General features: G+C 71.3%; 20 protein-coding genes. 10 read left to right on the forward strand and 10 right to left on the reverse strand.

The window, feature by feature from the left end:
* Window positions 1–394 precede the first annotated feature (394 nt).
* From IE124_RS23995 to IE124_RS35425, 5 genes are all read left to right on the forward strand, one after another.
* Window positions 395–634 (forward strand): chaplin, encoded by a 240-nt coding sequence (locus IE124_RS23995; RefSeq protein WP_189510333.1) that lies wholly within the window; start codon window positions 395–397, stop codon window positions 632–634.
* A gap of 276 nt (window positions 635–910) precedes the next feature.
* Window positions 911–1,804 carry a hypothetical protein gene (locus tag IE124_RS24000; RefSeq protein ID WP_189510022.1) on the forward strand — a complete coding sequence of 298 codons (894 nt, stop codon included), beginning with the start codon at window positions 911–913 and terminating at the stop codon, window positions 1,802–1,804.
* 226 nt (window positions 1,805–2,030) lie between these two features.
* Window positions 2,031–2,309, forward strand: coding sequence for a hypothetical protein (locus tag IE124_RS24005; RefSeq protein WP_189510023.1), 279 nt, complete (start codon window positions 2,031–2,033; stop codon window positions 2,307–2,309).
* Between the two features lie 1,186 nt (window positions 2,310–3,495).
* Window positions 3,496–4,008 carry a hypothetical protein gene (locus IE124_RS24010; protein WP_189510024.1) on the forward strand — a complete coding sequence of 171 codons (513 nt, stop codon included), beginning with the start codon at window positions 3,496–3,498 and terminating at the stop codon, window positions 4,006–4,008.
* 290 nt (window positions 4,009–4,298) lie between these two features.
* Window positions 4,299–4,574, forward strand: coding sequence for a chaplin (locus IE124_RS35425; RefSeq protein ID WP_189510025.1), 276 nt, complete (start codon window positions 4,299–4,301; stop codon window positions 4,572–4,574).
* A 66-nt stretch (window positions 4,575–4,640) separates the two neighbouring features.
* Here the strand turns inward: IE124_RS35425 and IE124_RS24020 are convergent, their stop codons facing one another.
* Window positions 4,641–5,507 (reverse strand): tyrosinase family protein, encoded by an 867-nt coding sequence (locus IE124_RS24020; RefSeq protein ID WP_189510026.1) that lies wholly within the window; start codon window positions 5,505–5,507, stop codon window positions 4,641–4,643.
* Window positions 5,491–5,904: a tyrosinase family oxidase copper chaperone gene (locus IE124_RS24025; RefSeq protein WP_189510027.1), complete on the reverse strand. Its 414-nt coding sequence runs from the start codon at window positions 5,902–5,904 to the stop codon at window positions 5,491–5,493. Before IE124_RS24025 ends, IE124_RS24020 begins: the two co-directional genes overlap by 17 nt.
* Before the next feature lie 149 nt (window positions 5,905–6,053).
* Here IE124_RS24025 and IE124_RS24030 point away from each other — a divergent pair, with 149 nt between their 5' ends.
* The 3 genes from IE124_RS24030 to IE124_RS24040 are packed head-to-tail and all read left to right on the forward strand — an operon-like array spanning window position 6,054 to window position 8,253.
* Window positions 6,054–6,557, forward strand: a complete 504-nt coding sequence (locus tag IE124_RS24030) for a DUF5949 family protein (protein ID WP_229832783.1) — start codon at window positions 6,054–6,056, stop codon at window positions 6,555–6,557.
* Between the two features lie 27 nt (window positions 6,558–6,584).
* Complete coding sequence (locus IE124_RS24035; protein WP_189510028.1) at window positions 6,585–7,235, forward strand: vitamin K epoxide reductase family protein; 651 nt, start codon at window positions 6,585–6,587, stop codon at window positions 7,233–7,235.
* Window position 7,236: 1 nt separating this feature from the next.
* The gene (locus IE124_RS24040; protein WP_189510029.1) at window positions 7,237–8,253 is read left to right on the forward strand and encodes a glycoside hydrolase family 26 protein; all 1,017 of its coding nucleotides are present in this window, start codon (window positions 7,237–7,239) and stop codon (window positions 8,251–8,253) included.
* Between the two features lie 19 nt (window positions 8,254–8,272).
* On the opposite strand, the gene trhA is transcribed toward IE124_RS24040, so the two are convergent.
* Window positions 8,273–8,977: a PAQR family membrane homeostasis protein TrhA gene (trhA, locus tag IE124_RS24045; RefSeq protein WP_189510032.1), complete on the reverse strand. Its 705-nt coding sequence runs from the start codon at window positions 8,975–8,977 to the stop codon at window positions 8,273–8,275.
* Between the two features lie 197 nt (window positions 8,978–9,174).
* Here trhA and IE124_RS24050 point away from each other — a divergent pair, with 197 nt between their 5' ends.
* Complete coding sequence (locus IE124_RS24050; RefSeq protein WP_189510034.1) at window positions 9,175–10,998, forward strand: phosphoenolpyruvate carboxykinase (GTP); 1,824 nt, start codon at window positions 9,175–9,177, stop codon at window positions 10,996–10,998.
* A 126-nt stretch (window positions 10,999–11,124) separates the two neighbouring features.
* Here IE124_RS24050 and IE124_RS24055 read toward each other — a convergent pair whose 3' ends face one another.
* The 7 genes from IE124_RS24055 to IE124_RS24085 all read right to left on the reverse strand — a co-directional run bounded on the left by IE124_RS24055 (window position 11,125) and on the right by IE124_RS24085 (window position 18,486).
* The gene (locus IE124_RS24055) at window positions 11,125–12,075 is read right to left on the reverse strand and encodes a poly-gamma-glutamate hydrolase family protein (RefSeq protein WP_189510036.1); all 951 of its coding nucleotides are present in this window, start codon (window positions 12,073–12,075) and stop codon (window positions 11,125–11,127) included.
* Window positions 12,076–12,092: 17 nt separating this feature from the next.
* Window positions 12,093–12,695 (reverse strand): hypothetical protein, encoded by a 603-nt coding sequence (locus IE124_RS24060; RefSeq protein WP_189510038.1) that lies wholly within the window; start codon window positions 12,693–12,695, stop codon window positions 12,093–12,095.
* Window positions 12,682–14,286, reverse strand: a complete 1,605-nt coding sequence (locus IE124_RS24065; RefSeq protein WP_189510040.1) for a substrate-binding and vWA domain-containing protein — start codon at window positions 14,284–14,286, stop codon at window positions 12,682–12,684. The genes IE124_RS24060 and IE124_RS24065 overlap by 14 nt, the downstream gene beginning before the upstream one ends.
* Window positions 14,283–15,512 (reverse strand): toxic anion resistance protein, encoded by a 1,230-nt coding sequence (locus tag IE124_RS24070; protein ID WP_189510042.1) that lies wholly within the window; start codon window positions 15,510–15,512, stop codon window positions 14,283–14,285. Before IE124_RS24070 ends, IE124_RS24065 begins: the two co-directional genes overlap by 4 nt.
* Window positions 15,509–16,639 (reverse strand): hypothetical protein, encoded by a 1,131-nt coding sequence (locus IE124_RS24075; protein ID WP_189510044.1) that lies wholly within the window; start codon window positions 16,637–16,639, stop codon window positions 15,509–15,511. The genes IE124_RS24070 and IE124_RS24075 overlap by 4 nt, the downstream gene beginning before the upstream one ends.
* Window positions 16,640–16,784: 145 nt before the next feature.
* Complete coding sequence (locus IE124_RS24080; protein WP_189510046.1) at window positions 16,785–17,183, reverse strand: SCO4983 family protein; 399 nt, start codon at window positions 17,181–17,183, stop codon at window positions 16,785–16,787.
* A gap of 91 nt (window positions 17,184–17,274) precedes the next feature.
* Window positions 17,275–18,486 (reverse strand): pyridoxal phosphate-dependent aminotransferase, encoded by a 1,212-nt coding sequence (locus tag IE124_RS24085; protein WP_189510048.1) that lies wholly within the window; start codon window positions 18,484–18,486, stop codon window positions 17,275–17,277.
* Between the two features lie 113 nt (window positions 18,487–18,599).
* Between IE124_RS24085 and IE124_RS24090 the strand changes: the two genes are divergently transcribed.
* Entirely contained in the window at window positions 18,600–19,079 is a 480-nt protein-coding gene (locus tag IE124_RS24090) for a hypothetical protein (RefSeq protein WP_189510050.1), read from the forward strand.
* Window positions 19,080–19,082: the final 3 nt, after the last annotated feature.

Consider the following 19,082-nt stretch of genomic DNA (forward strand, 5'->3'; position numbering starts at 1 on the left):
TGAATTCCGCATAGAGGTTCTCCGCTTTGATGAGAGGAGGAGGGGAAGACCCGAGAAGGCCGGGAGAGGGGGAGGTGTCGTCCGCACGAAATGGGTGAACGCGCGGCCGGCCCGGAAGCAACGTTCGGGAACGTTATAACCCCGACGCGGGGCGATAGTAAGCATTAGATGCTCGGAAACGCTAACTCCCGTATCCGGGTGGCAGGTTCCTCGTTGAGCGTGTTGCGCCATTCCACGCCCAGTCGCTCCAATGGCCCTCTTATGGCCCAAAGATCGGTTGAACGTCACCCGTTCGGGAGAGCAACCGATGAAAGCCGGATGCGTTGTTGAGAGAGCCGGGCCGAACAGTCCGCGCAGTCCGAGTTGGATGAATTCGATCGAGGAGCTCTTCTTCATGTCCCGTATCGCCAAGGCCGTTGTCCTGACCGTGGGTGCCGCCGCCGCCGTCGCCGGTGCCACCGGTGTCGCCGCCGCCGACTCGATCGCCGAGGGCGCGGCCGTGAAGTCCCCGGGTGTCGGCTCCGGCAACGTCGTCCAGGTCCCGGTGCACATCCCGGTCAACGTCTGCGGCAACACCGTCAGCGTCATCGGCGCGCTGAACCCGACCTTCGGCAACTTCTGCGCCAACGTCTGATCTCGCACAGCGGATCGGTCCTTCCGAAGCCGGTGCGCCCACCCCGACGGGGTGGGCGCACCGGCTTTTCCCTTGCGGGGACTGGTGGGCTACTCGTTCGGCCGCACCGTCGTGCGCCGTTCGGTGCAACGGCGTACGCCCCTTCGGGGGGCAGGCCGGACAGGGTGATTCACTCGAACGGAGACGTGGCGCTCAGTAGTTCTCCGGTTGCGGAGGGCTATACCCGCAGGCACGGTGGGAGAGCAGTTGTCCCCTGCACCACGAAAAGGAACAAGCATGCGTCCCCTGGCTACCCGCCGCCTCACGGCCCTGGCGATATCCGTCGCCATCACCCTCGGCGCGGCGGGACCCGCCCTCGCCGGCGAACACCATCCGTCCTCCGCGGCAGACCGTGCCGCCCACGCACCCCTCCCCGAAGCCGCCGCCCTGCTGACCCAGGCCAAGGCGCTCGGAGACCTCGGCTCCGTGACGACCCCCGTGACCGAACTGGTCACCGCCGCCCTCAAGGCCGACGAAGGCCAGCTGCCCGCTGCCGACGCCGACGCCCTCAAGACGAAGATCGCGGCGGCCGTCGAACAGGCCAAGGAATCGGCCCCGGCCCCACTGCCGGACACCCCGGCCCCGGACCTCCCCGCTCCGGACCTCCCCGCTCCGGACCTCCCGGCCCCGGACCTCCCGGCCCCGGACCTCCCTGCACCCGATCTCCCGGCCCCGGACCTCCCGGCCCCGGACCTCCCGGCCCCGGACCTCCCCGCTCCGGACCTGCCGGTGAAGCCGCCGGTGAGCCTGCCCGTCGCCGCCGGGGCGAAGGCGGCCGCTGCCGCGCCGGCAGACGTCGTGGACGACGCCCTCGCCACGGTCGAGAAGGCCGTCGCCGGTCTGCTCGCCGCCGTGACCTCGGGTGACGCCGGCGGAGTCGTACCGCAGGTGACCGCGACCCTGACCTCACTGGTCAACCTGGCCGTCGCCACCGTGCTCGGCAGCGGTCTCCCCGCGCCCGACCTGGCCGGCCTGCCCGCACTCCCGGCGCTCCCCGGCGGCGTGCCGGAGCTGCCGGTCGACCCGCCGGAGCTGCCCGTCGACCCGCCCGAACTGCCGGTCGACGCGCCAGTGAAGCCGCCGGTCGCCCTCCCCGACCTGCCGGTCAAGCCCCCGCTGCCCGTCAGGTAGTCCCCCCGAAGGCCCGTACCGGCCCGGCGTCCCGCCGACCGGTACGGGCCTTCGCGCGCGACAAATAGCACCGGTCGACATCGATCGGGTGCAGTGCCGAGAAATCCTTCCCCCCGGAGTTTCCGGGGAGCACACCTCTCGTTACAGAAGGCAGGAAGACATACAGGATTCGGCCAAGAAGCCTGTATGGAACGTGACTTGAAAGTACAGAGGAAGGATTCTCCCCATGAAGTCCACCAAGGTCGCCGCGATCGTCGCCGGTTCGCTCGTGGCGCTGGGTGCCGCCGCGCCCGCCATGGCCGCGGAGGCGCTCACCCCCACCAGCCTGAACGGTGGGCTGGACGCGATCGCCGCCAACGGGCTGAAGACGGATGTGCTCAGCAGCACCACGGAGGGCTCGCCCGTGAAGACCGTCACGGACACCGTGGGCCAGCTCAACGAGGCCGGCAAGGGCGGCTCCGCGATGCTCGGCGGCCTGCCGGTCGGTGCTCCGCTCGGAGGCTGATCGAATGATTTTCTGATCGGCCGCCGTGTCGTCCCCGCTCTTCGCGGGGCACCGCTCCCTACTGTCTGGTCCATCCCACGCGAACGTCGACGTGGACTGGCCGGTCGGAGCGAGGGGGGATCCTCGCCGGTCTCTCCCTTTCTCCAGAGGAAGAGCGGTATGCGGTCCATCATCAGCAGGAAAATTCTCACCGCAGCGGCAGCGGCCGGCGTCCTGTCGCTGACCGGCGGATTCGCCCTCGCCGCCAACTCCCATGCCGGTACGGGCGATTCCCCCGGTCCTGGTTCGGCGGGCCACGTCCAGGCCCCCCTCCCCGCGGACGTCTGCGGCAAGGACGGGGAGTTCGGCGACTTCATCGCGGCAGCCGTCGGAGACCTCTGCGACCAGGAGGGGGAACCCGGCGGCTACGGCGACGAGCCGACCCACCCCCCGACGACACAGCCCCCGCACACGGAGCCTCCGACGACCGAGCCTCCGACGACTCAGCCGCCGACGACTGAGCCGCCTCACACGGAGCCTCCGACGACTCAGCCGCCGACGACTGAGCCGCCTCACACGGAGCCTCCGACGACTGAGCCGCCTCACACGGAGCCTCCGACGACTCAGCCGCCGACGACTGAGCCGCCTCACACGGAGCCTCCGACGACCGAGCCTCCGACGACTCAGCCGCCGACGACTGAGCCGCCTCACACGGAGCCTCCGACCACTCGGCCCCCCACGACTGAGCCGCCTCACACGGAGCCTCCGACCACTCGGCCCCCCACGACTGAGCCGCCTCACACGGAGCCTCCGACCACTCGGCCCCCCACGACTGAGCCGCCTCACACCGAGCCTCCGACCACTCAGCCGCCGACGACTGAGCCCCCGCACACGGAGCCTCCGACGACTCAGCCCCCCACGACTGAGCCGCCCCACACCGAGCCTCCGACGACCAAGCCTCCGGGGCCCGAGCTGCCCGACACCGGTAGCGATCCCGCGCTCATGGGGGCGGCCGCCATCAGTGCGGCGCTGATCATCGGCGGCACCGTCGTCTACCTCCGGGGCGGACGGATCTCCCGCCGTCACTGACGCCCTGGGCTGACGGAACGTCAAGCGAGGCCCTCACCTTCACCGGTGAGGGCCTCGGGCGTTGCTGCACACGGGGGTATTGCGCCACGTTTCCCCCGAACGCCTCGTTCTACAGAGCATGACTCTGCGCTCTCACGCCGGCATGGGAATCCTCATGACCGCACTCGCCTCCGCCGCCCTGGCCGCCCCGGCCGCAGCCGTCGAGGCACCCGTGATCGTCCCGCTCCAGGGCCTGGAGCCGGTGCTCCCGATGGACGCCCCCACGGTCGCCACCGGTGTGCCCGTCCCGGTGCCCGGCGCGCCCACCGGCTTCCAGAAGGGCCTCGGCTCCCTGCCGGACCTCACCCTGCCCAGCGTGCCGCTCACGAGCACCCTCCCGAAGACCGTGGTGGACGCGCCGCTCCCCGAGCTCCTGGACGGCAGCGACATGGGCCGGGCCCTCCTCAGCAGCCCGCACTCGGAGATGCAGGCGGCCACTCCCGGCGCCGTCGTCGGCAACCCGGTGGAGGCCCCCCGCGGCAACGGACTCGCCGGGCTCCCCGACCTGGCGGAGCCTCAGCTCGGCGTCCTCACCCCCGTGCTCAGCGGAGCCCTCGACCCCCAGCTGGGACTGGTGCCGACCTCGCACTGACGCCACTGCGCCCCCCGCGCGAGTGAAGACACGATTCTTCCCCGCCACCCCAGGGGTCGTTGATCGTTACAAGTGAAGGCTCGTCGCATGGCCGCGGCCCGTGGACCGAGGCCCGTCCCGTCGTATCCGGCGGCGGGCGCCCTTCGGTCCACGGGCCAATCACTTGTCGGATCCTTTCGGAATTCTTTCGTACCGTTCGGCGCAACGACCGTGACCAGTCTCCGTGACGGACGTTGAAGGGGAGTCGGCCGTGATTCCTGCGGTCGCTTTCCACGTCCAAGGAGTTCTTGATGTCTCGCATCGCGAAGGCTGCCGCTGTTCTCGCCGGCACGGGTGCCGTGGCCCTCAGCGGAGCCGGCCTGGCCGTCGCCGACTCGGGCGCCGAGGCCGTCGCCGCCCACTCGCCCGGTGTCGCCTCCGGCAACGTCGTCCAGGTTCCGGTCCACGTCCCGGTCAACCTCTGCGGCAACACCGTCAACGTCATCGGCCTGCTCAACCCGGCCTTCGGCAACACCTGCATCAACGCCGACGGCCACGGCCACGATGACGGCGGCTACGGCGGCTGATCACCCCCGTTCCACCCCGTGTGTCCCCCCGGCCCGCTCGGCCGGGGGGACACACGCGTGTGCAGGTCAGGCGTACCGGTAGATCCGGCTGTGGTCGAACAGCTCCGCGGGGGTGACCCCCCAGGGCTCCATCGGCTGGTGCCGGGAGACGACCTTGCGGTACTGCGCGTCCCCCAGCGGCGGCGGCTCCGCCGGCAGGTAGGCGGCTCCGGGGTTGCGCTGCTGCCACCGGGACCACACCAGGTCGACGAAGGAGTGGTGCAGCCAGAAGACCGGGTCGTTGACGGAGCCGCCGCCGAGCATCAGCCCGCCGACCCAGCGGTGCACCCGGTTGTGGATCCGGAACCGCTCGTTGCCCTGGCCCGAGGCCCAGCCCTCCAGCCGGTTGCGGAAGCCGGAGGCGCTCGTCGAGTTCCAGGGGGCCACGTCGTACACCCGCTCACGCATCACCTCGTCGAGCTGGGCCTGCGTCGGGAGCGCGACCGGGTCGCGGGGCCGGCCGAAGTCCCTGGTCAGGAAGCGGGTCTCGGACATCGCGTACGTCACGTTCCACCGCCCCGAGGAGTGGGCGAAGGGGCCGGTCATCACCTGGAGGTCGGCCCGGCGGCCGTTGCCGCCCATGAAGTCCTCGCCCCAGATCGAGGAGGCCGGGCTGTTGTCCCGGGTCCAGTCCCAGTACGGAACGGAGACCGTGCCGTCGATCCGGCGCAGCGCCTTCTCGAACTCCAGCAGGAACCTGCGGTGCCAGGGCAGGAAGCTCGGCGCCATGTGGGCGGTCCTGAGCCGCCCCTCCCCGTCGGCCGTGTAGTGGTCGATGTGGGTGCGGACGAACTCGTCGTACGCGCCGGTCCGCTTGAGCTCGAGGACGGCGGCCACGAACTTCCGGCGCTCGGCGCCGGTCAGGTCGCGCTGGTTCTTACGCGTGTACACCACGCGGGCTCCCTCCCGTCGGGTCGGTGTGGACGCCGTGGGCGGCGGCGAACCGGGACAGCGGCGCCGTCCCCAGCTCGTCCACGGCGGCGCGGGTGGCCGCCAGCGGCGTCGGGCAGGACGCGTAGTGGTCGATCGGCGAGACGTAACCGCCGTCGGCGCAGCGCATCAGATGCAGCGGCCGGCCGTCGACGAGCGCGACCGGTGTGCCGCCGGGGCCGGAGAAGCCCCGGATGCGGCGGCCCCCGTACATCTCGTCGAAGGCGAGCGGGTCGTGCGGTGCCCCGGACGGTGCTCCCGGCGTGGTGCGGGTCGCGATGCGGCCGAGCGCGCCCCCGGTGAAGGCGGTGACCGCCAGTGCGAAGAGGGACCGCAGTGCGACGCGGCGCGGGACGATCATGAGTGATCTCCTCGGGTCGGCAATTGCCCTCAGGGCACAACGATGAAAACCCGGGTTCGTTGCGTCGGAAATGCCAGCGGCGTGAATATCGACCGTTCGGGTGAAATCGGCGCGGGGATAGGGTGGTTAGGCCACTAGCATCCATATTCATGACCACTTCCAATGTCGTTTCCTCGGCGCGCAGCGCCTCTCCGCTGGGAACTCTCACGGTGATTCCGTGGTCCAGCGAGCCCACCGCGGACGAGGCGGCCACGCCGTTCCTCATGGCGTATTCGCTCGGCGACGGCCGGGACGGACCGGAGGCCGGTCAGCAGGCGATGCGTACGGCCCTGGAGTCGATGGGCCTCTCGGTCGGCGACCGTCTCTTCGACCTGGAGAAGGACGCCGGGATCAACGCCACGCTGCTCGTCGAGGGCGGCTCCGCCGTGCTCAACCTGCCCTTCCTGAAGGTGCAGTGCCCCGTGCCCGACGAGTGGCAGACCGCCGCCCGCGAGCGCGGGCAGGTCTACCTCATCTGCTCCGTGCGCCCCTGGCCCGAGGCCGTCCCCGGGCAGCCCGTCGACGAGGCGCGGCTGCGCACCTTCGTCTCCGACGAGGAGATGCTCGCGGAGAGCGCCCACGTCCTGATGCCGGTGCGGCGCCTCCAGGGCTGAGCCGGAGAACGGAGAGGGGGTCGCGACATGGCGACGGTCAACGTGCAGGGCGGGTTGCCCGGGCAGCGGCGGGAGGAGTCCGCGCGGGAGGCCGCGGGGACGGGGTTCGGCGCGGGCAGGGCCTTCGCCTGGATGCTGATGGTCACCGGGGCGGCGGGCGTGCTGGCCGCCTGGGTGATCACGATCGACAAGTTCAAGCTCCTGGAGGACCCCGGCTTCCAGCCCGGGTGCAGCCTGAACCCGGTCGTCTCCTGCGGCAACATCATGAAGAGCGAGCAGGCCGCGGTCTTCGGCTTCCCCAACCCGATGCTCGGGCTCGTCACGTACGCCGTCGTCGTCGCCGCCGGTGCCGGGCTGCTCTCCGGGGCCCGCTACCGGGGCTGGTTCTGGCTCGGCCTCAACGCCGGGATGCTCTTCGGCGTCGGCTTCTGCACCTGGCTCATGCACCAGTCGCTGTACGAGATCAACGCGCTCTGCCTGTGGTGCTGTCTGGCCTGGACCGCGACCATCGTCATGTTCTGGTACGTCACCGCGCACAACGTCCGGGCCGGGCTGCTGCCCGCCCCGGCCGGGGTGCGGACCTTCCTCGGCGAGTTCGCCTTCGCCCTGCCCGTCCTGCACATCGGGATCATCGGGATGCTGATCCTGACCCGGTGGTGGGACTTCTGGACCAGCTGACGTGAAACTTTTCCTCTCCTGGCCGCGGGCCGCACTCACCGTGCTGCTCGCGGCCGTTCTCGTGCTCGTGGTGCCCCACGACGGGATCGCTCCCGGCGGGCGGCACACCGGAAGCCGGGCGCCCGTGGCGCCGACGCCGCTGCCCGGGGTGCCCTCCGGCTTCTTCACCGGCTCCGACGAGGCCGGGGTGCGGCGGATCGCGCAGGTGCAGGCCTGGCTCGGCGGCGAGACGCTCACCGTCGGGCACACGTACCTCCCGGGCGACCGCTGGTCCAACATCGAGGGGCATCCGGCGCTCTTCGAGCCCTGGGCGCGCTGGAAGGCGGAGCGGCCGGGACGGCTCTTCGTCCTGAACGTGCCGCTGCTCGACCGCAACGAGGCGGGACTGCCGGACGCGGAGGTGCGCACGGGGCTGCGGCGCGGCGCGGGCGGCGCCTTCGACGCGCACTTCCGGGTGCTGGGGGAGCGGCTCGTGGAGCACGGGCTCGACGACGCGGTCCTCGTGCTCGGCTGGGAGATGAACGGCACCACGTACAGCCATCGCTGTGGCCCGGACCCGACGGCCTGGAAGGCGTACTGGCGGCGGGTCGTGGGTGTGCTGCGGGACGTCCCGGGGCAGCGGTTCCGCTTCGACTTCACGCCGAGCCGGGGGCTCGACGCCGTGGCGTGGCCGCTCTGCTACCCCGGGGACGACGTCGTCGACATCATCGGGATGGACGCCTACGACCAGCCGGCCGGCCTCTCCTTCGAGGAGCAGGTCACCGAGGAGTACGGGCTGGAACACCACGTGCGGTTCGCGGCGGCGCACGGGAAGCCCGTCTCGTACCCGGAGTGGGGTCTCTTCCGGAACGGGGACAACCCCGTCTACGTGCGCGGGATGCTCGACTGGTTCGCGGCGCACCGGCCCGTCTACCAGACGGTGACGGACTACTGCCCGCACGGAGTGTGGGAGTGCGCGGACAATCCGGAGTCGGCGCGGATCGTCAGGGGCGCGCTGGGGGCTCCGGCCCGCCCCTGACGGAGGTCGCGGTCGCGGGTCAGGAGTGCTGGTAGGCGACCAGCGAGATGCCGACGTAGTGGACGATGAAGGCCGCGAGGGTCAGCGAGTGGAAGACCTCGTGGAAGCCGAACCAGCGCGGGGACGGGTTCGGGCGCTTCATGCCGTAGATGACCCCGCCCGCGCTGTAGAGCAGACCGCCGACGATGACGAGGACGAGGACGGCGATGCCGCCCGCGCGCATGAAGTCCGGCAGGAAGAAGACGGCGGCCCAGCCCATCGCGATGTAGCAGGGCGTGTACAGCCAGCGCGGGGCGCCGACCCAGAAGACCCGGAAGGCGATCCCGGCGAGGGCAGCGGCCCAGACCGCCCACATGAGCGGCTTCGCCGTGGAGTCGGGGAGCAGGAGCAGGGTGAGCGGGGTGTAGGTGCCCGCGATGATCAGGAAGATGTTGGCGTGGTCGAGGCGGCGCAGGATGGCCTCGCCGCGCGGTCCCCAGTTCCCCCGGTGGTAGAGCGCGCTGATGCCGAAGAGCAGGCAGGCCGTGAGGACGTAGATCCCGCAGGCGACCCGGGCGCGGGGCGAGTCGGAGAGGGCGACGAGGACGAGGCCCGCGACGATCACGGCGGGGAACATCCCGGCGTGCAGCCAGCCTCTGAGCCGAGGCTTCGGCGGGAGCGACAGAGGGTTCTCGACCGACCCCGGGACTTCGGTCGGGGTCACTTCCGGCATGGCTGCAGTCATGAGACCGCATCGTACCTACGCGCCCGTAGGTCCCGGATACGAGTGGCGATGCTCACGTGTGCGGCCCTCTGGACATATGGGCGCTAACATCGGATGATCAAATGAGTGCGGTCGGCACCGGATGAGCAGCTACGAAGCATCCGGGTCGCGGCCCCCACGGGGCATACACCAAAAAAACCCCTCAACAAGGAGCAATCGTGGCGCGCGACAACGCGGCTCCCACCACCGTCCCGACCCAGCACCAGGAGCTCGTCTCCTGGGTGAACGACATCGCCGAGATCACCCAGCCGGACAACATCGTCTGGTGCGACGGATCCGAGGCGGAGTACGAGCGTCTGTGCGAGGAGCTCGTCGCCAAGGGGACCTTCACGAAGCTCGACCCGGTCAAGCGTCCGAACTCGTACTACGCCGCTTCCGACCCCTCCGACGTCGCGCGCGTCGAGGACCGTACGTACATCTGCTCCGAGAAGGAGGAGGACGCGGGCCCGACCAACCACTGGAAGGCCCCGGCCGAGATGAAGGAGCTCTTCGCGGGCTCCGAAGGCATCTTCCGCGGCTCGATGCGCGGCCGCACCATGTACGTCGTGCCCTTCTGCATGGGCCCCGTCGGATCCCCGCTCTCCGCCATCGGCGTCGAGATCACGGACTCCGCGTATGTCGCCGTCTCCATGCGCACCATGACCCGCATGGGACAGCCCGTCCTCGACGAGCTCGGCACCGACGGCTTCTTCGTCAAGGCCGTGCACACGCTGGGTGCGCCGCTCGCCGAGGGCGAGGCCGACGTGCCGTGGCCCTGCAACACCACCAAGTACATCTCGCACTTCCCCGAGACCCGCGAGATCTGGTCGTACGGCTCGGGCTACGGCGGCAACGCCCTGCTCGGCAAGAAGTGCTACGCGCTCCGCATCGCCTCCGTCATGGCGCGTGACGAGGGCTGGCTCGCCGAGCACATGCTGATCCTCAAGCTCACCCCGCCGCAGGGCGAGTCCAAGTACGTCGCCGCGGCCTTCCCGTCCGCCTGCGGCAAGACCAACCTCGCGATGCTGGAGCCCACGATCTCCGGCTGGACGGTCGAGACCATCGGCGATGACATCGCCTGGATGCGCTTCGGCGAGGACGGCCGCCTCTACGCGATCAACCCCGAGGCCGGCTTCTTCGGCGTCGCGCCCGGCACCGGTGAGCACACCAACGCCAACGCCATGAAGACCATGTGGGGCAACTCCGTCTTCACGAACGTCGCCCTCACGGACGACGGCGACGTGTGGTGGGAGGGCATGACCGAGACGGCCCCCGCGCACCTCACGGACTGGAAGGGCAACGACTGGACGCCCGCGTCCGAGACGCCGGCCGCCCACCCGAACGCCCGCTTCACCGTCCCGGCCGGGCAGTGCCCGATCATCGCGCCGGAGTGGGAGGACCCGAAGGGCGTGCCGATCTCGGCGATCCTCTTCGGTGGCCGCCGCGCCTCCGCCGTCCCGCTGGTCACCGAGTCCTTCGACTGGAACCACGGCGTCTTCCTCGGCGCGAACGTCGCCTCCGAGAAGACCGCCGCCGCCGAGGGCAAGGTCGGCGAGCTGCGCCGCGACCCCTTCGCCATGCTGCCGTTCTGCGGCTACAACATGGGCGACTACATGGCCCACTGGGTCAAGGTGGGCGCCGAGGCCGACGCCGCGAAGCTGCCGAAGATCTACTACGTGAACTGGTTCCGCAAGAACGACGCGGGCAAGTTCGTCTGGCCCGGCTTCGGCGAGAACAGCCGCGTCCTCAAGTGGATCGTGGAGCGCCTGGAGGGCAAGGCCGAGGGCGTCGAGACCCCGATCGGCATCCTGCCGACCCCGGAGTCCCTCGACACCGAGGGCCTCGACCTGCCGGCCGAGGACCTGGAGTTCCTCCTCAAGGTCGACCGTGACGTGTGGCGCGAAGAGGCCGCCCTCGTCCCGGACCACCTGAACACCTTCGGCGACCACACGCCGAAGGAGCTGTGGGACCAGTACAACGCGCTCGTGGAGCGCCTGGGCTAGTCCCCCTTCCCAGACTCGTGGTGGGTTGCCCCGAAACACCGCCCTGACCAGTGGGGTCACGACGGCCCATCACGACGCATCCGGCCCCCGGAGCCCCCTCAGGCTCCGGGGGCCGGCGCACGTCCGCTACAGGATCGGCTGGCCGGCCTCGACGGTGGCGATCGCCTTGCGGCAGGCGTCACGGAAGGCCTCGAAGCGACCGCCCGACTTGTACCAGGACTCCGCCCGGCCGCCGCGGGAGTCCGGGTCGCCGAAGAGGCTCTTGCGCAGCTCCGTGGTCAGCTCCAGCTGGGCGCCCATGGAGAGCATCGTGAGGTTGCACGGGTTCTTGGTGTGGCTGCCGTTGAACTCGCCGAGCGTGGCGGAGTACTTGGGGTCGTAGGCGTCGACCGCCTGGAAGCCCGCCTTCCTGATCTCGGTCACCAGGGCCGTACGGAAGGTGGGGTTGAGCCCGCCGACGACGGCTACGGCGCGGTTTCCGGTCGCCGGGTACTCGGCTGTGGGCAGTTTGATCTGGTCGAAGGTGCAGCCGTGCAGCGACAGCACGTTGAGGTGGCTCCGTGCGGTCGCCAGGGCGACGTGGTCGTCGCAGTTCTTCGAGGTGACGTGCAGGGCGCGGTTGCCCTCGGAGAGCAGGCCCTCGAACATGAAGTAGTCGTGCACGGTCGGCAGGATCGGCTCGCCCGAGGGGTCGCCCTTCTCGTCGCCCGGGGCGCTGCCCGGGCTGTAGCCGGCGATGCCCAGGCACAGCTCGCTCGTGCCTATCTCGATGCCGCCGCCGTGCAGCGCGAGGATCGCGGTGCGCGGGAAGTCGTACTTCTGGCTCATCTTGAGGTCGAACTGCTGGTGGCGGCGGTAACGGCGGCTGTACGAGGTGCCCTCGACCAGGTGCGGCTGCTGGTAGAGGTCGGTGTTCGAGAGGTACTCGGCCGGGTCCGGAAGCGTGGTGTCGGAGGGCAGGGCGGCGGCCGGGGCGGCGGCGGCGAGCTGGCCGATGACCGGGGCTCCCGCCGTGGCTGCCGCGGCCAGCGCCGTGAGGACGGTGCGGCGGGAGGCGGACTGTTCGAATGGAGACATGTGCGGACCGTAGCCGATCAGTTGCCGCGCCCCTCCACGTACTCCGTGTGGATGTGCTGACGGATCGCCTCCGCTTCCTGGAGGGCGGTGGCGATCGCGGTCGCCTCCTCGTGGAGCGCGGTCAGCTGCCGTTCGAGGTGGCTCTCCGGCGCCTCGGCGCCCGAGGTGAACCGCGACCACCACCGCGTCCGTACGAAGGTGTCGACGGCCTCCGGGATGTCCAGCCGGACCGCCCGGGCCAGGACGTGGAGGTGCTCCGGGTCGCTCACCCAGCCCGGTGCGAGCAGGGCCTCGACGAGGGTGTCGAGAGCCGTGAGCCGCTCGCGAGTCGCCGACGGCAGCTCCACCTCGGCCAGATACCCGCGCAGTGTGGTGAAGTCGGCTCGCAGCGCGTCCAGTTGCTCGTCGGCGCTCGGGAAGTGCGGGGTGTCCGGGCGCTCGGGCGGGGCGATCAGCGCCCCCGCCGCGTACAGGCCCGCGACCACCAGCGGCCACAGCGCGCCCGCGGCGCCGGTGAGGGTGATCCCGAGGCCGACCAGGCCGGCGGCGCAGCCCGTGAGGTTCCTGCGGGACTCGGCGTACCGCAGGAGGCGGCTCACGAGACGGTCACTGGTAGCCACGGATCTCCTCGAAGGCGCCGTCGAGCGAGCCCTGGTTGGCGTCGAAGAGCCTGCCGCCGGTCAGGGCCGCGAGGTGGTCGAGCTCGCCGCGGTCGGAGTCCCCGAAGAGGATCGGGAAGACCGGGGTGCGCCGCTGCTCGGCGGGGAGGGAGCGGTAGAAGGAGTCGAAGGCCGAGGCCGGGTCGCCGTCGGTGTTCTCGCCGTCCGTCATCAGGACGACGGAGGTGAAGGTGTCCCCGGGGGCCTTCCCCAGGAAGCGGTACGCCTCCTGGAGGCTGGAGTAGATCGCGGTGCCGCCGGAGGCCGTGAGGCCGGTGGCGTCGGACCTGATGGCGTCGAGCGCGGTCCGCGGCGAGGCCGGGTCGACCGTGTGCGTACGGACCTCGCCCTGCTTCACCGCGGAGCCGAAGGGCATCAGGGTGACCTCCTCCCGGTTCCGGAAGTCGCCGGTGAGCTCGGCCAGCGCCGCCTTCAGGCGTTCGAGGCGCTCGCCGGCCATGGAGCCGGACGTGTCGAGCACGTAGACCGTGCGGGAGGGCCTGCGCAGGGTGTTGTCGTAGGAGTCGAGCAGGTCGTCGGCGACGGCCCGGCTGCCGGGGAAGGGCAGTTCGCGCCGCTTGTCCTCGGCGAGCGCGGGGGCCGGCGGGACGCCGAGGACGACCGGGCGGCGCAGAGTCGTCTCCGTGATCCGCCGCTGGGCCTCCGGGGTGCGCAGATGGGCGGTGAGCCGGCCGGCCGCCTCCTTCGCCTCGGCGCGGGCGGAGGTGAGCAGGGTCAGCGGGTAGTCGGCGGTCACGACGCCGTCCGACGGCCGGATCACGGTGAGCTTCCCGGGCGCCGACAGCAGCACGGACTCGTAGTTGACGAGTGCGTCGACGTCGGCACGGCGGCCGTAGGCGGTCGCGAGCCAGCCGGAGGAGCCGGACGTCAGCTTCTGGCCGGCGAAGAACTCCTTCAGCCGGGGGGTGGCCCGGGCGACGTCCTGCCCGGTCAGCGCGGACTGCGCGCCCGAGAGCCCCGAGGCGACGGAGACCAGGGCGGAGAAACCGGAGTTGGACCGCTTCGGGTCCGTCATGCCGTACGTCAGCTTCTTCTCGGCGACCGCCCTGTGGAGCTGCGACCAGGTGACCTTCGCCGGGTCCCAGCCGAGCCGGGCGAGTGCGGCGGGGCGCACGCCGACGGCCACCGGCGAGGTCATGACCGGGGTCTCGCCGGTGATCCGGCCGGCGGTGTCCGGGCGGAGCCTGAGGTAGTCGTTGGAGGACAGCCAGATCGCGTCGTACGCCTTCTCCGCCTCGCCGGAGGCGATCTGCTCGACGGCGTCGAGGGTGCCGGCGTAGGTGGGCCGGACGGTGACCCCGGTGGCCTTGCGGGCCTCCTCCAGGACGGGGGCCATGTCGGCCAGCTCGGAGGAGGCGAGGACCCGGAGCGTGCCGGGGGCGTAGCTCGTGCCGTACCGGTCGGGCGTCGGGCCACCCTGGCCGCCGACGGTGCTGTTGTCGATCGTGGAGCAGGAGCTGCCCGTGGCCGTGACGAGCAGGGCGAGGGCGAGGGCGGCGAGCGCCCGGGGGAGGGAGGCGGTCTTCCTCATGCGGGACCGCCCCCTTCCAGGGCGCTCGTGCGGCGGCTGCGCTCCAGGTGCGCACTGGCCACCTGGAGTTCCGCGGTCAGGGAGTCGACCGTGGCCGCCATGGACTCCGTCGCCCGCACCTTGTAGCTGTCGATGGCGTCGAGGGTCGAGTAGATCTGCTGGAACGCCGTGCGGAGCGTCTCGGCGCCCACCGCCGGGTTCGCCGCGATCTCGTGGATGTCCTCGGCCTGCTGTGACAGCATCGCCGCGTTGCCGAGGATCAGGTCCTCCGTCGTCGACCGCAGCACGTTCACCTGCTGCGTGACCTTCGCCTGGTTCTCCAGCGCGGAGGCGAGCATGACCGCGATCCGCAGGGCCGTCAGCGTCGTCGACGCCGCGCGGTCCACGCCCTTGATCAGCTCGTCGTTGTTCCGGCGGACCACGTCCATCGCCATGTATCCCTGCGCGCAGACGGCCAGTTGGGTCAGCAGGTCCTGGTGCTTCTGCCGGACCGGGAAGAGGACGTCGGCGCGCAGCGCGTCCGCCTGGGCCGGGTCCGGGGTGAGCGCGACGCGCTGCTCGACGGCCGCGTCGAGGGCCTCCGTGAGCACCGCGTACTCCTGGAGCTTGCCCAGGGTCTCCCACAGGCGGGCACGCTCGGTCTGCAACGCGGCGTTGTCGCGGCGCAGCTCGTCCTGGCCGCCGCGGAGCGAGCCGATGATCCGGTTCAGCGTGGCCTGCGAGGAGGCGTACTTGGCGACGTGGTCGCGCAGTCTGTTGCCGCCGGGGAGCTTGGCGAGCAGCCCCTTGATGCCCTTGGCGGGGGCGTCCCGGGGGTCCAGGTCCTCGACGGTGCGCCGGAGTTCGACGAGAGAGGCGCCGACGCGGGTCCGGGCGTCGCCGCCGGGCGCGCCGGCGCCGAGGGAGCGGACCGTGCGGTCGAGCATGCGGTTCGACTGCTGGGCGGCCGAGCGTATCTCGCCGGCGCCGAGCGCCGCGATCTCGCCGATGCGGCCCGCGAAGTCGGGGGAGCGCGGGTCGAGCCCTTCGAGCGTGGTGACGTACTCGGAGGCCCGCCGGGACATCTCGGTGCGGGTGGACTCGTCCAGCGGTACGAGGCCGGCGGCGGCCTGCGCGGGGCGGACGGGCGGGACCGGCTCGGGCGGGGTGAGGACGAGCGGGGTGTCGTGCTCGGGCGGGGTCAGGGCCATCGTTCTTCTCGGATCCTCGGACTGCTGCCTGGTCATGCGGGGTCCCCCTGGTCGCGGGCCCGCAGCGCCATCTCGTGCAACACCTTGCCGGTGGGCACGGGCGCCTGGCGGACACCGGTGAGTGTCTGGTTGAGATAGGCGGCGTGGCTGCCGGTGGCCGAGGTGAACTCGGCCGCCGGGCCCTGCGGCCGGAAGCCGTGACGGACCGCGAGCTTGCGCAACTCGGGGTCGTTGGAGAGGAGTTCGCCGAGCGCCCGGCCGTTCTCGGTGAGCGGTACGAGGGTGTGGTCGCTGTTGACGGTGGTGTCCGGGTAGAGGACGACGAGGTCGCCCATCGGCCGGCTCGCGAGGAGCTGGGCGGCGACCTGGGACTCGTACACCAGGACCAGGGGGTTGCCGACGCCGCTGACGAAGTCGCGGAACGGCGCGTCGGAGCTCGCCTGTTGGGCGCCCTGGACCTGGATCAGCTTGCGCATGAGGGGGGCGGTGCGGGTCACGGCGGCGGAGTCGCCCGCGACCTTGCCGCCGTCGGCGACATAGCTCGCCGCCGCCAGGTAGAGGGCGCCGGAGTTGGAGGCGACCGGATCGGTGGAGGTGATGAAGAGGGTGCCGCTCAGCTCGGCGTGCCCTGCGGAGCCCTTCAGCTGCTGCCACGTCCGGTCGGCGCGGGCGGCGGCCAGGTAGGCGTCCATCCGCAGGGTGCCGGTCGTCCCGCGCGGGCCGAGGGTCGCGAGGCCGTTGTCGGCGAGGACCCGGGCCGCCGGGCTGTGCGCCACGACGACGAGCGGTGAGTAGAAGGGGCGCAGGGGGGCGGTGGTCGCCTTGTCCTTCGTCTTCGCCTTCGCGCGGAGCCCGTCGGCGGGCCCGCGGGAGGAGGGGAAGGCGAAGTCATAGCCGTCGAGGGGCAGTTCGTCCATGTCCCAGGACCCGGAGGTCTCGGTGCCCACGGTGAAGCCCTTGACGGCGAGCGCCTTCACGACCTGCGGGTCGGCGAAGAACTCGGCCTTCTCCGACCCGATGACTCCTCGCACGGTCTTCGTTGCCGTGTCTGTGTCCTTGTCGCCGCCCGTCACGAGGACGGCGGCCACGCCGCCGAGGAGCAGGACGGCCAGGACGATTCCCAGGATGCGTCTCACGCGGGCAGAGTGCTCGCGGAAACCCACATTCCAGGGGGAGTTGGGTGTACGGCGCGTGAAGTGCCGATCCCGGTACCGAACCGGAGCGGGGGCTGCCGTATCCCGTCCGTCGGAGGGGGCGGGAATGGGTGGCGCCCGGTCCGCGCGGTTCGTGCCGCGCGGACCGGGGCCGTCAGGGGGCGCCGGCCGCGGCCAGGGTGGGTTCCCCGGCCAGGGCCGCGGTGTGCGCGTCCATACGCCCGGCGGCGAGGATCGCGACGGCCGTGTCCGCCCGGGAGGCGGCGACGACCAGGGCGCGACCCGCGAGGGCGTGCGCCTTGTGGTGCAGGTCCCGGACCGGTGAGCCGCTCAGGCCCGCGTGACGGGCCGGCGGCGCGCCGCGCAGCCGTGCCACCTGGCGGGCGATGAGCTCGCCGGCCTCCGTGTCACCGAGCTCGTCGGTGACGGCGAGCAGGGCGGCGAGGTGTCCGGCGAGCTGGATGTCCAGCTCCTCCTCGCGGGAGCGGTGCGGGTACGCATGGTCGTCGTCGGCCATCCGGTGGACCGACTTGGTGCGGATCGGTTCGTACATGGGATGGCCTCCTGTAGTGCTCTGGAGCCATCCTAGCTTAGATTCTGTCTAAAGTTGAGCGAGGTCCGGCAATCGTGCGCGGTCGCGGCTCTCAGGGCTGGCTGTAGCCGTCCAGGAACCGGCCGATCCTCGTCACCGCGTCCGCCAGGTCCGCCGCCGCGGGCAGCGTGACGATCCGGAAGTGATCCGGCTCGTGCCAGTTGAACCCCGTCCCGTGCACGACCATGATCTTCTCGGCCCGCAGCAGGTCCAGGACCATCTGCCGGTCGTCCTTGATCTTGTAGACGTTCGGGTCGAGGCGCGGGAAGAGGTACAGCGCGCCCTTCGGCTTCACGCACGTCACGCCCGGGATCTGGGTCAGCAGCTCGTACGCCGTGTCCCGCTGCTCCAGGAGCCGCCCGCCCGGCAGCACCAGGTCCTCGATCGACTGCCGGCCCTGGAGGGCGGCGGCCACCGCGTGCTGCGCGGGCATGTTCGCGCACAGTCGCATGTTGGCGAGGATCGTGAGGCCCTCGATGTACGAGCTCGCGTGGTGCTTCGGGCCGCAGACCGCGAGCCAGCCGGAGCGGAAGCCCGCCACCCGGTAGTTCTTGCTCATCCCGTTGAAGGTCAGGCAGAGCAGGTCCGGGGCGATCGCGGCGGTCGGCGTGTGCGTCGTGCCGTCGTAGAGGATCTTGTCGTAGATCTCGTCCGAGCAGACCACCAGATCGTGGCGGCGGGCGATCTCCGTCAGGGAGCGGAGCATCTCGTCGTCGTAGACGGCGCCCGTCGGGTTGTTCGGGTTGATGATCACGATCGCCTTGGTGCGGTCGGTGATCTTCCGCTCGATGTCCGCGAGGTCCGGCATCCAGTCGGCCTGCTCGTCGCAGCGGTAGTGCACGGCTGTACCGCCCGCGAGCGAGACCGAGGCGGTCCACAGCGGATAGTCCGGAGCCGGTACGAGGACCTCGTCGCCGTCGTCGAGGAGAGCCTGCATCGACATCTGGATCAGCTCCGAGACGCCGTTGCCGAGGTAGATGTCCTCGACGGAGAGCGGGATGCCCTTCGTCTCGTAGTGGCTCATCACCGCACGGCGGGCCGAGAGCAGACCCTTCGCGTCGCCGTAGCCGTGTGCCTCGGAGAGGTTCCGCAGCACGTCCTCGAGGATGGCGGGCGGGCACTCGAAGCCGAAGGCGGCCGGGTTGCCCGTGTTGAGCTTGAGGATGCGATGACCCGCAGCCTCAAGCCGCATCGCCTCTTCGAGCACCGGACCCCGGATTTCGTAACAGACGTTGGCGAGCTTCGTGGACTGGATCACCTGCATGACGAGAGCTTACGGCGGGGCCGCGCGGGACGCCTCGTGTTTTGGGACACGTCGGACACCCCGATGTGACCCCCGTCGCACGCTCCGTGTTGTGCTCCCTACAATTCGGGCCCATGAGCCAGCACGACCCCGGAGCCGCCGCTCCCCGGCGAGCCCGCCGCCGCCACGCCCCCGCCCGCCGGGCCCGCGGCCCGGTGTGGCTGATCGCCGCGGGCGGGGTCGCCGTCCTCGGCGCCGCCGCCGCGCTGCTCGCGGGCGGGTCCGGCACGAAGGGCGGCACGGGCTCCCCCGAGCGCGGCTCCGACGGGCCGCCCGCGCTGATCCAGGCGGATCCCACCGACGGCGGCGCGACCGCCCGGACCTCCGCACCCTCCGGCCCGACCGCCGGGGCCACCGCGACCGCCCCCTCCCCGCGGAGTACCGGCCCGACCGCCACGGGCAAGGGCCCGACGGCGACGGCTGCTCCGTCCGGGGCCGCGACGGCCGATGCGGACGCCCCGGACGCCACGCCCACCGCCGGCGCCTCCACCGCCACCGACCACCCGGGGAAGCAGCAGGGCCGGGGGCGCGGCGCCACCAAGCGGCCGAGGTAGAGG

This window comes from Streptomyces narbonensis (assembly GCF_014649015.1).
Taxonomy (GTDB): domain Bacteria; phylum Actinomycetota; class Actinomycetes; order Streptomycetales; family Streptomycetaceae; genus Streptomyces; species Streptomyces narbonensis.

Excerpts from the sequence above, each read along its gene's own strand:
- IE124_RS24010 (WP_189510024.1), top strand. The coding sequence starts at position 3,496 with ATGACTCTGCGCTCTCACGCCGGCATGGGAATCCTCATGACCGCACTC.
- IE124_RS24030 (WP_229832783.1), top strand. The coding sequence starts at position 6,054 with ATGACCACTTCCAATGTCGTTTCCTCGGCGCGCAGCGCCTCTCCGCTG.
- IE124_RS23995 (WP_189510333.1), top strand. The coding sequence starts at position 395 with ATGTCCCGTATCGCCAAGGCCGTTGTCCTGACCGTGGGTGCCGCCGCC.
- IE124_RS35425 (WP_189510025.1), top strand. The coding sequence starts at position 4,299 with ATGTCTCGCATCGCGAAGGCTGCCGCTGTTCTCGCCGGCACGGGTGCC.
- IE124_RS24005 (WP_189510023.1), top strand. The coding sequence starts at position 2,031 with ATGAAGTCCACCAAGGTCGCCGCGATCGTCGCCGGTTCGCTCGTGGCG.
- IE124_RS24085 (WP_189510048.1), bottom strand. The coding sequence starts at position 18,486 with ATGCAGGTGATCCAGTCCACGAAGCTCGCCAACGTCTGTTACGAAATC.
- IE124_RS24070 (WP_189510042.1), bottom strand. The coding sequence starts at position 15,512 with ATGACCAGGCAGCAGTCCGAGGATCCGAGAAGAACGATGGCCCTGACC.
- IE124_RS24000 (WP_189510022.1), top strand. The coding sequence starts at position 911 with ATGCGTCCCCTGGCTACCCGCCGCCTCACGGCCCTGGCGATATCCGTC.
- IE124_RS24055 (WP_189510036.1), bottom strand. The coding sequence starts at position 12,075 with ATGTCTCCATTCGAACAGTCCGCCTCCCGCCGCACCGTCCTCACGGCG.
- IE124_RS24080 (WP_189510046.1), bottom strand. The coding sequence starts at position 17,183 with ATGTACGAACCGATCCGCACCAAGTCGGTCCACCGGATGGCCGACGAC.
- IE124_RS24035 (WP_189510028.1), top strand. The coding sequence starts at position 6,585 with ATGGCGACGGTCAACGTGCAGGGCGGGTTGCCCGGGCAGCGGCGGGAG.
- trhA (WP_189510032.1), bottom strand. The coding sequence starts at position 8,977 with ATGACTGCAGCCATGCCGGAAGTGACCCCGACCGAAGTCCCGGGGTCG.
- IE124_RS24065 (WP_189510040.1), bottom strand. The coding sequence starts at position 14,286 with ATGAGGAAGACCGCCTCCCTCCCCCGGGCGCTCGCCGCCCTCGCCCTC.
- IE124_RS24025 (WP_189510027.1), bottom strand. The coding sequence starts at position 5,904 with ATGATCGTCCCGCGCCGCGTCGCACTGCGGTCCCTCTTCGCACTGGCG.
- IE124_RS24090 (WP_189510050.1), top strand. The coding sequence starts at position 18,600 with ATGAGCCAGCACGACCCCGGAGCCGCCGCTCCCCGGCGAGCCCGCCGC.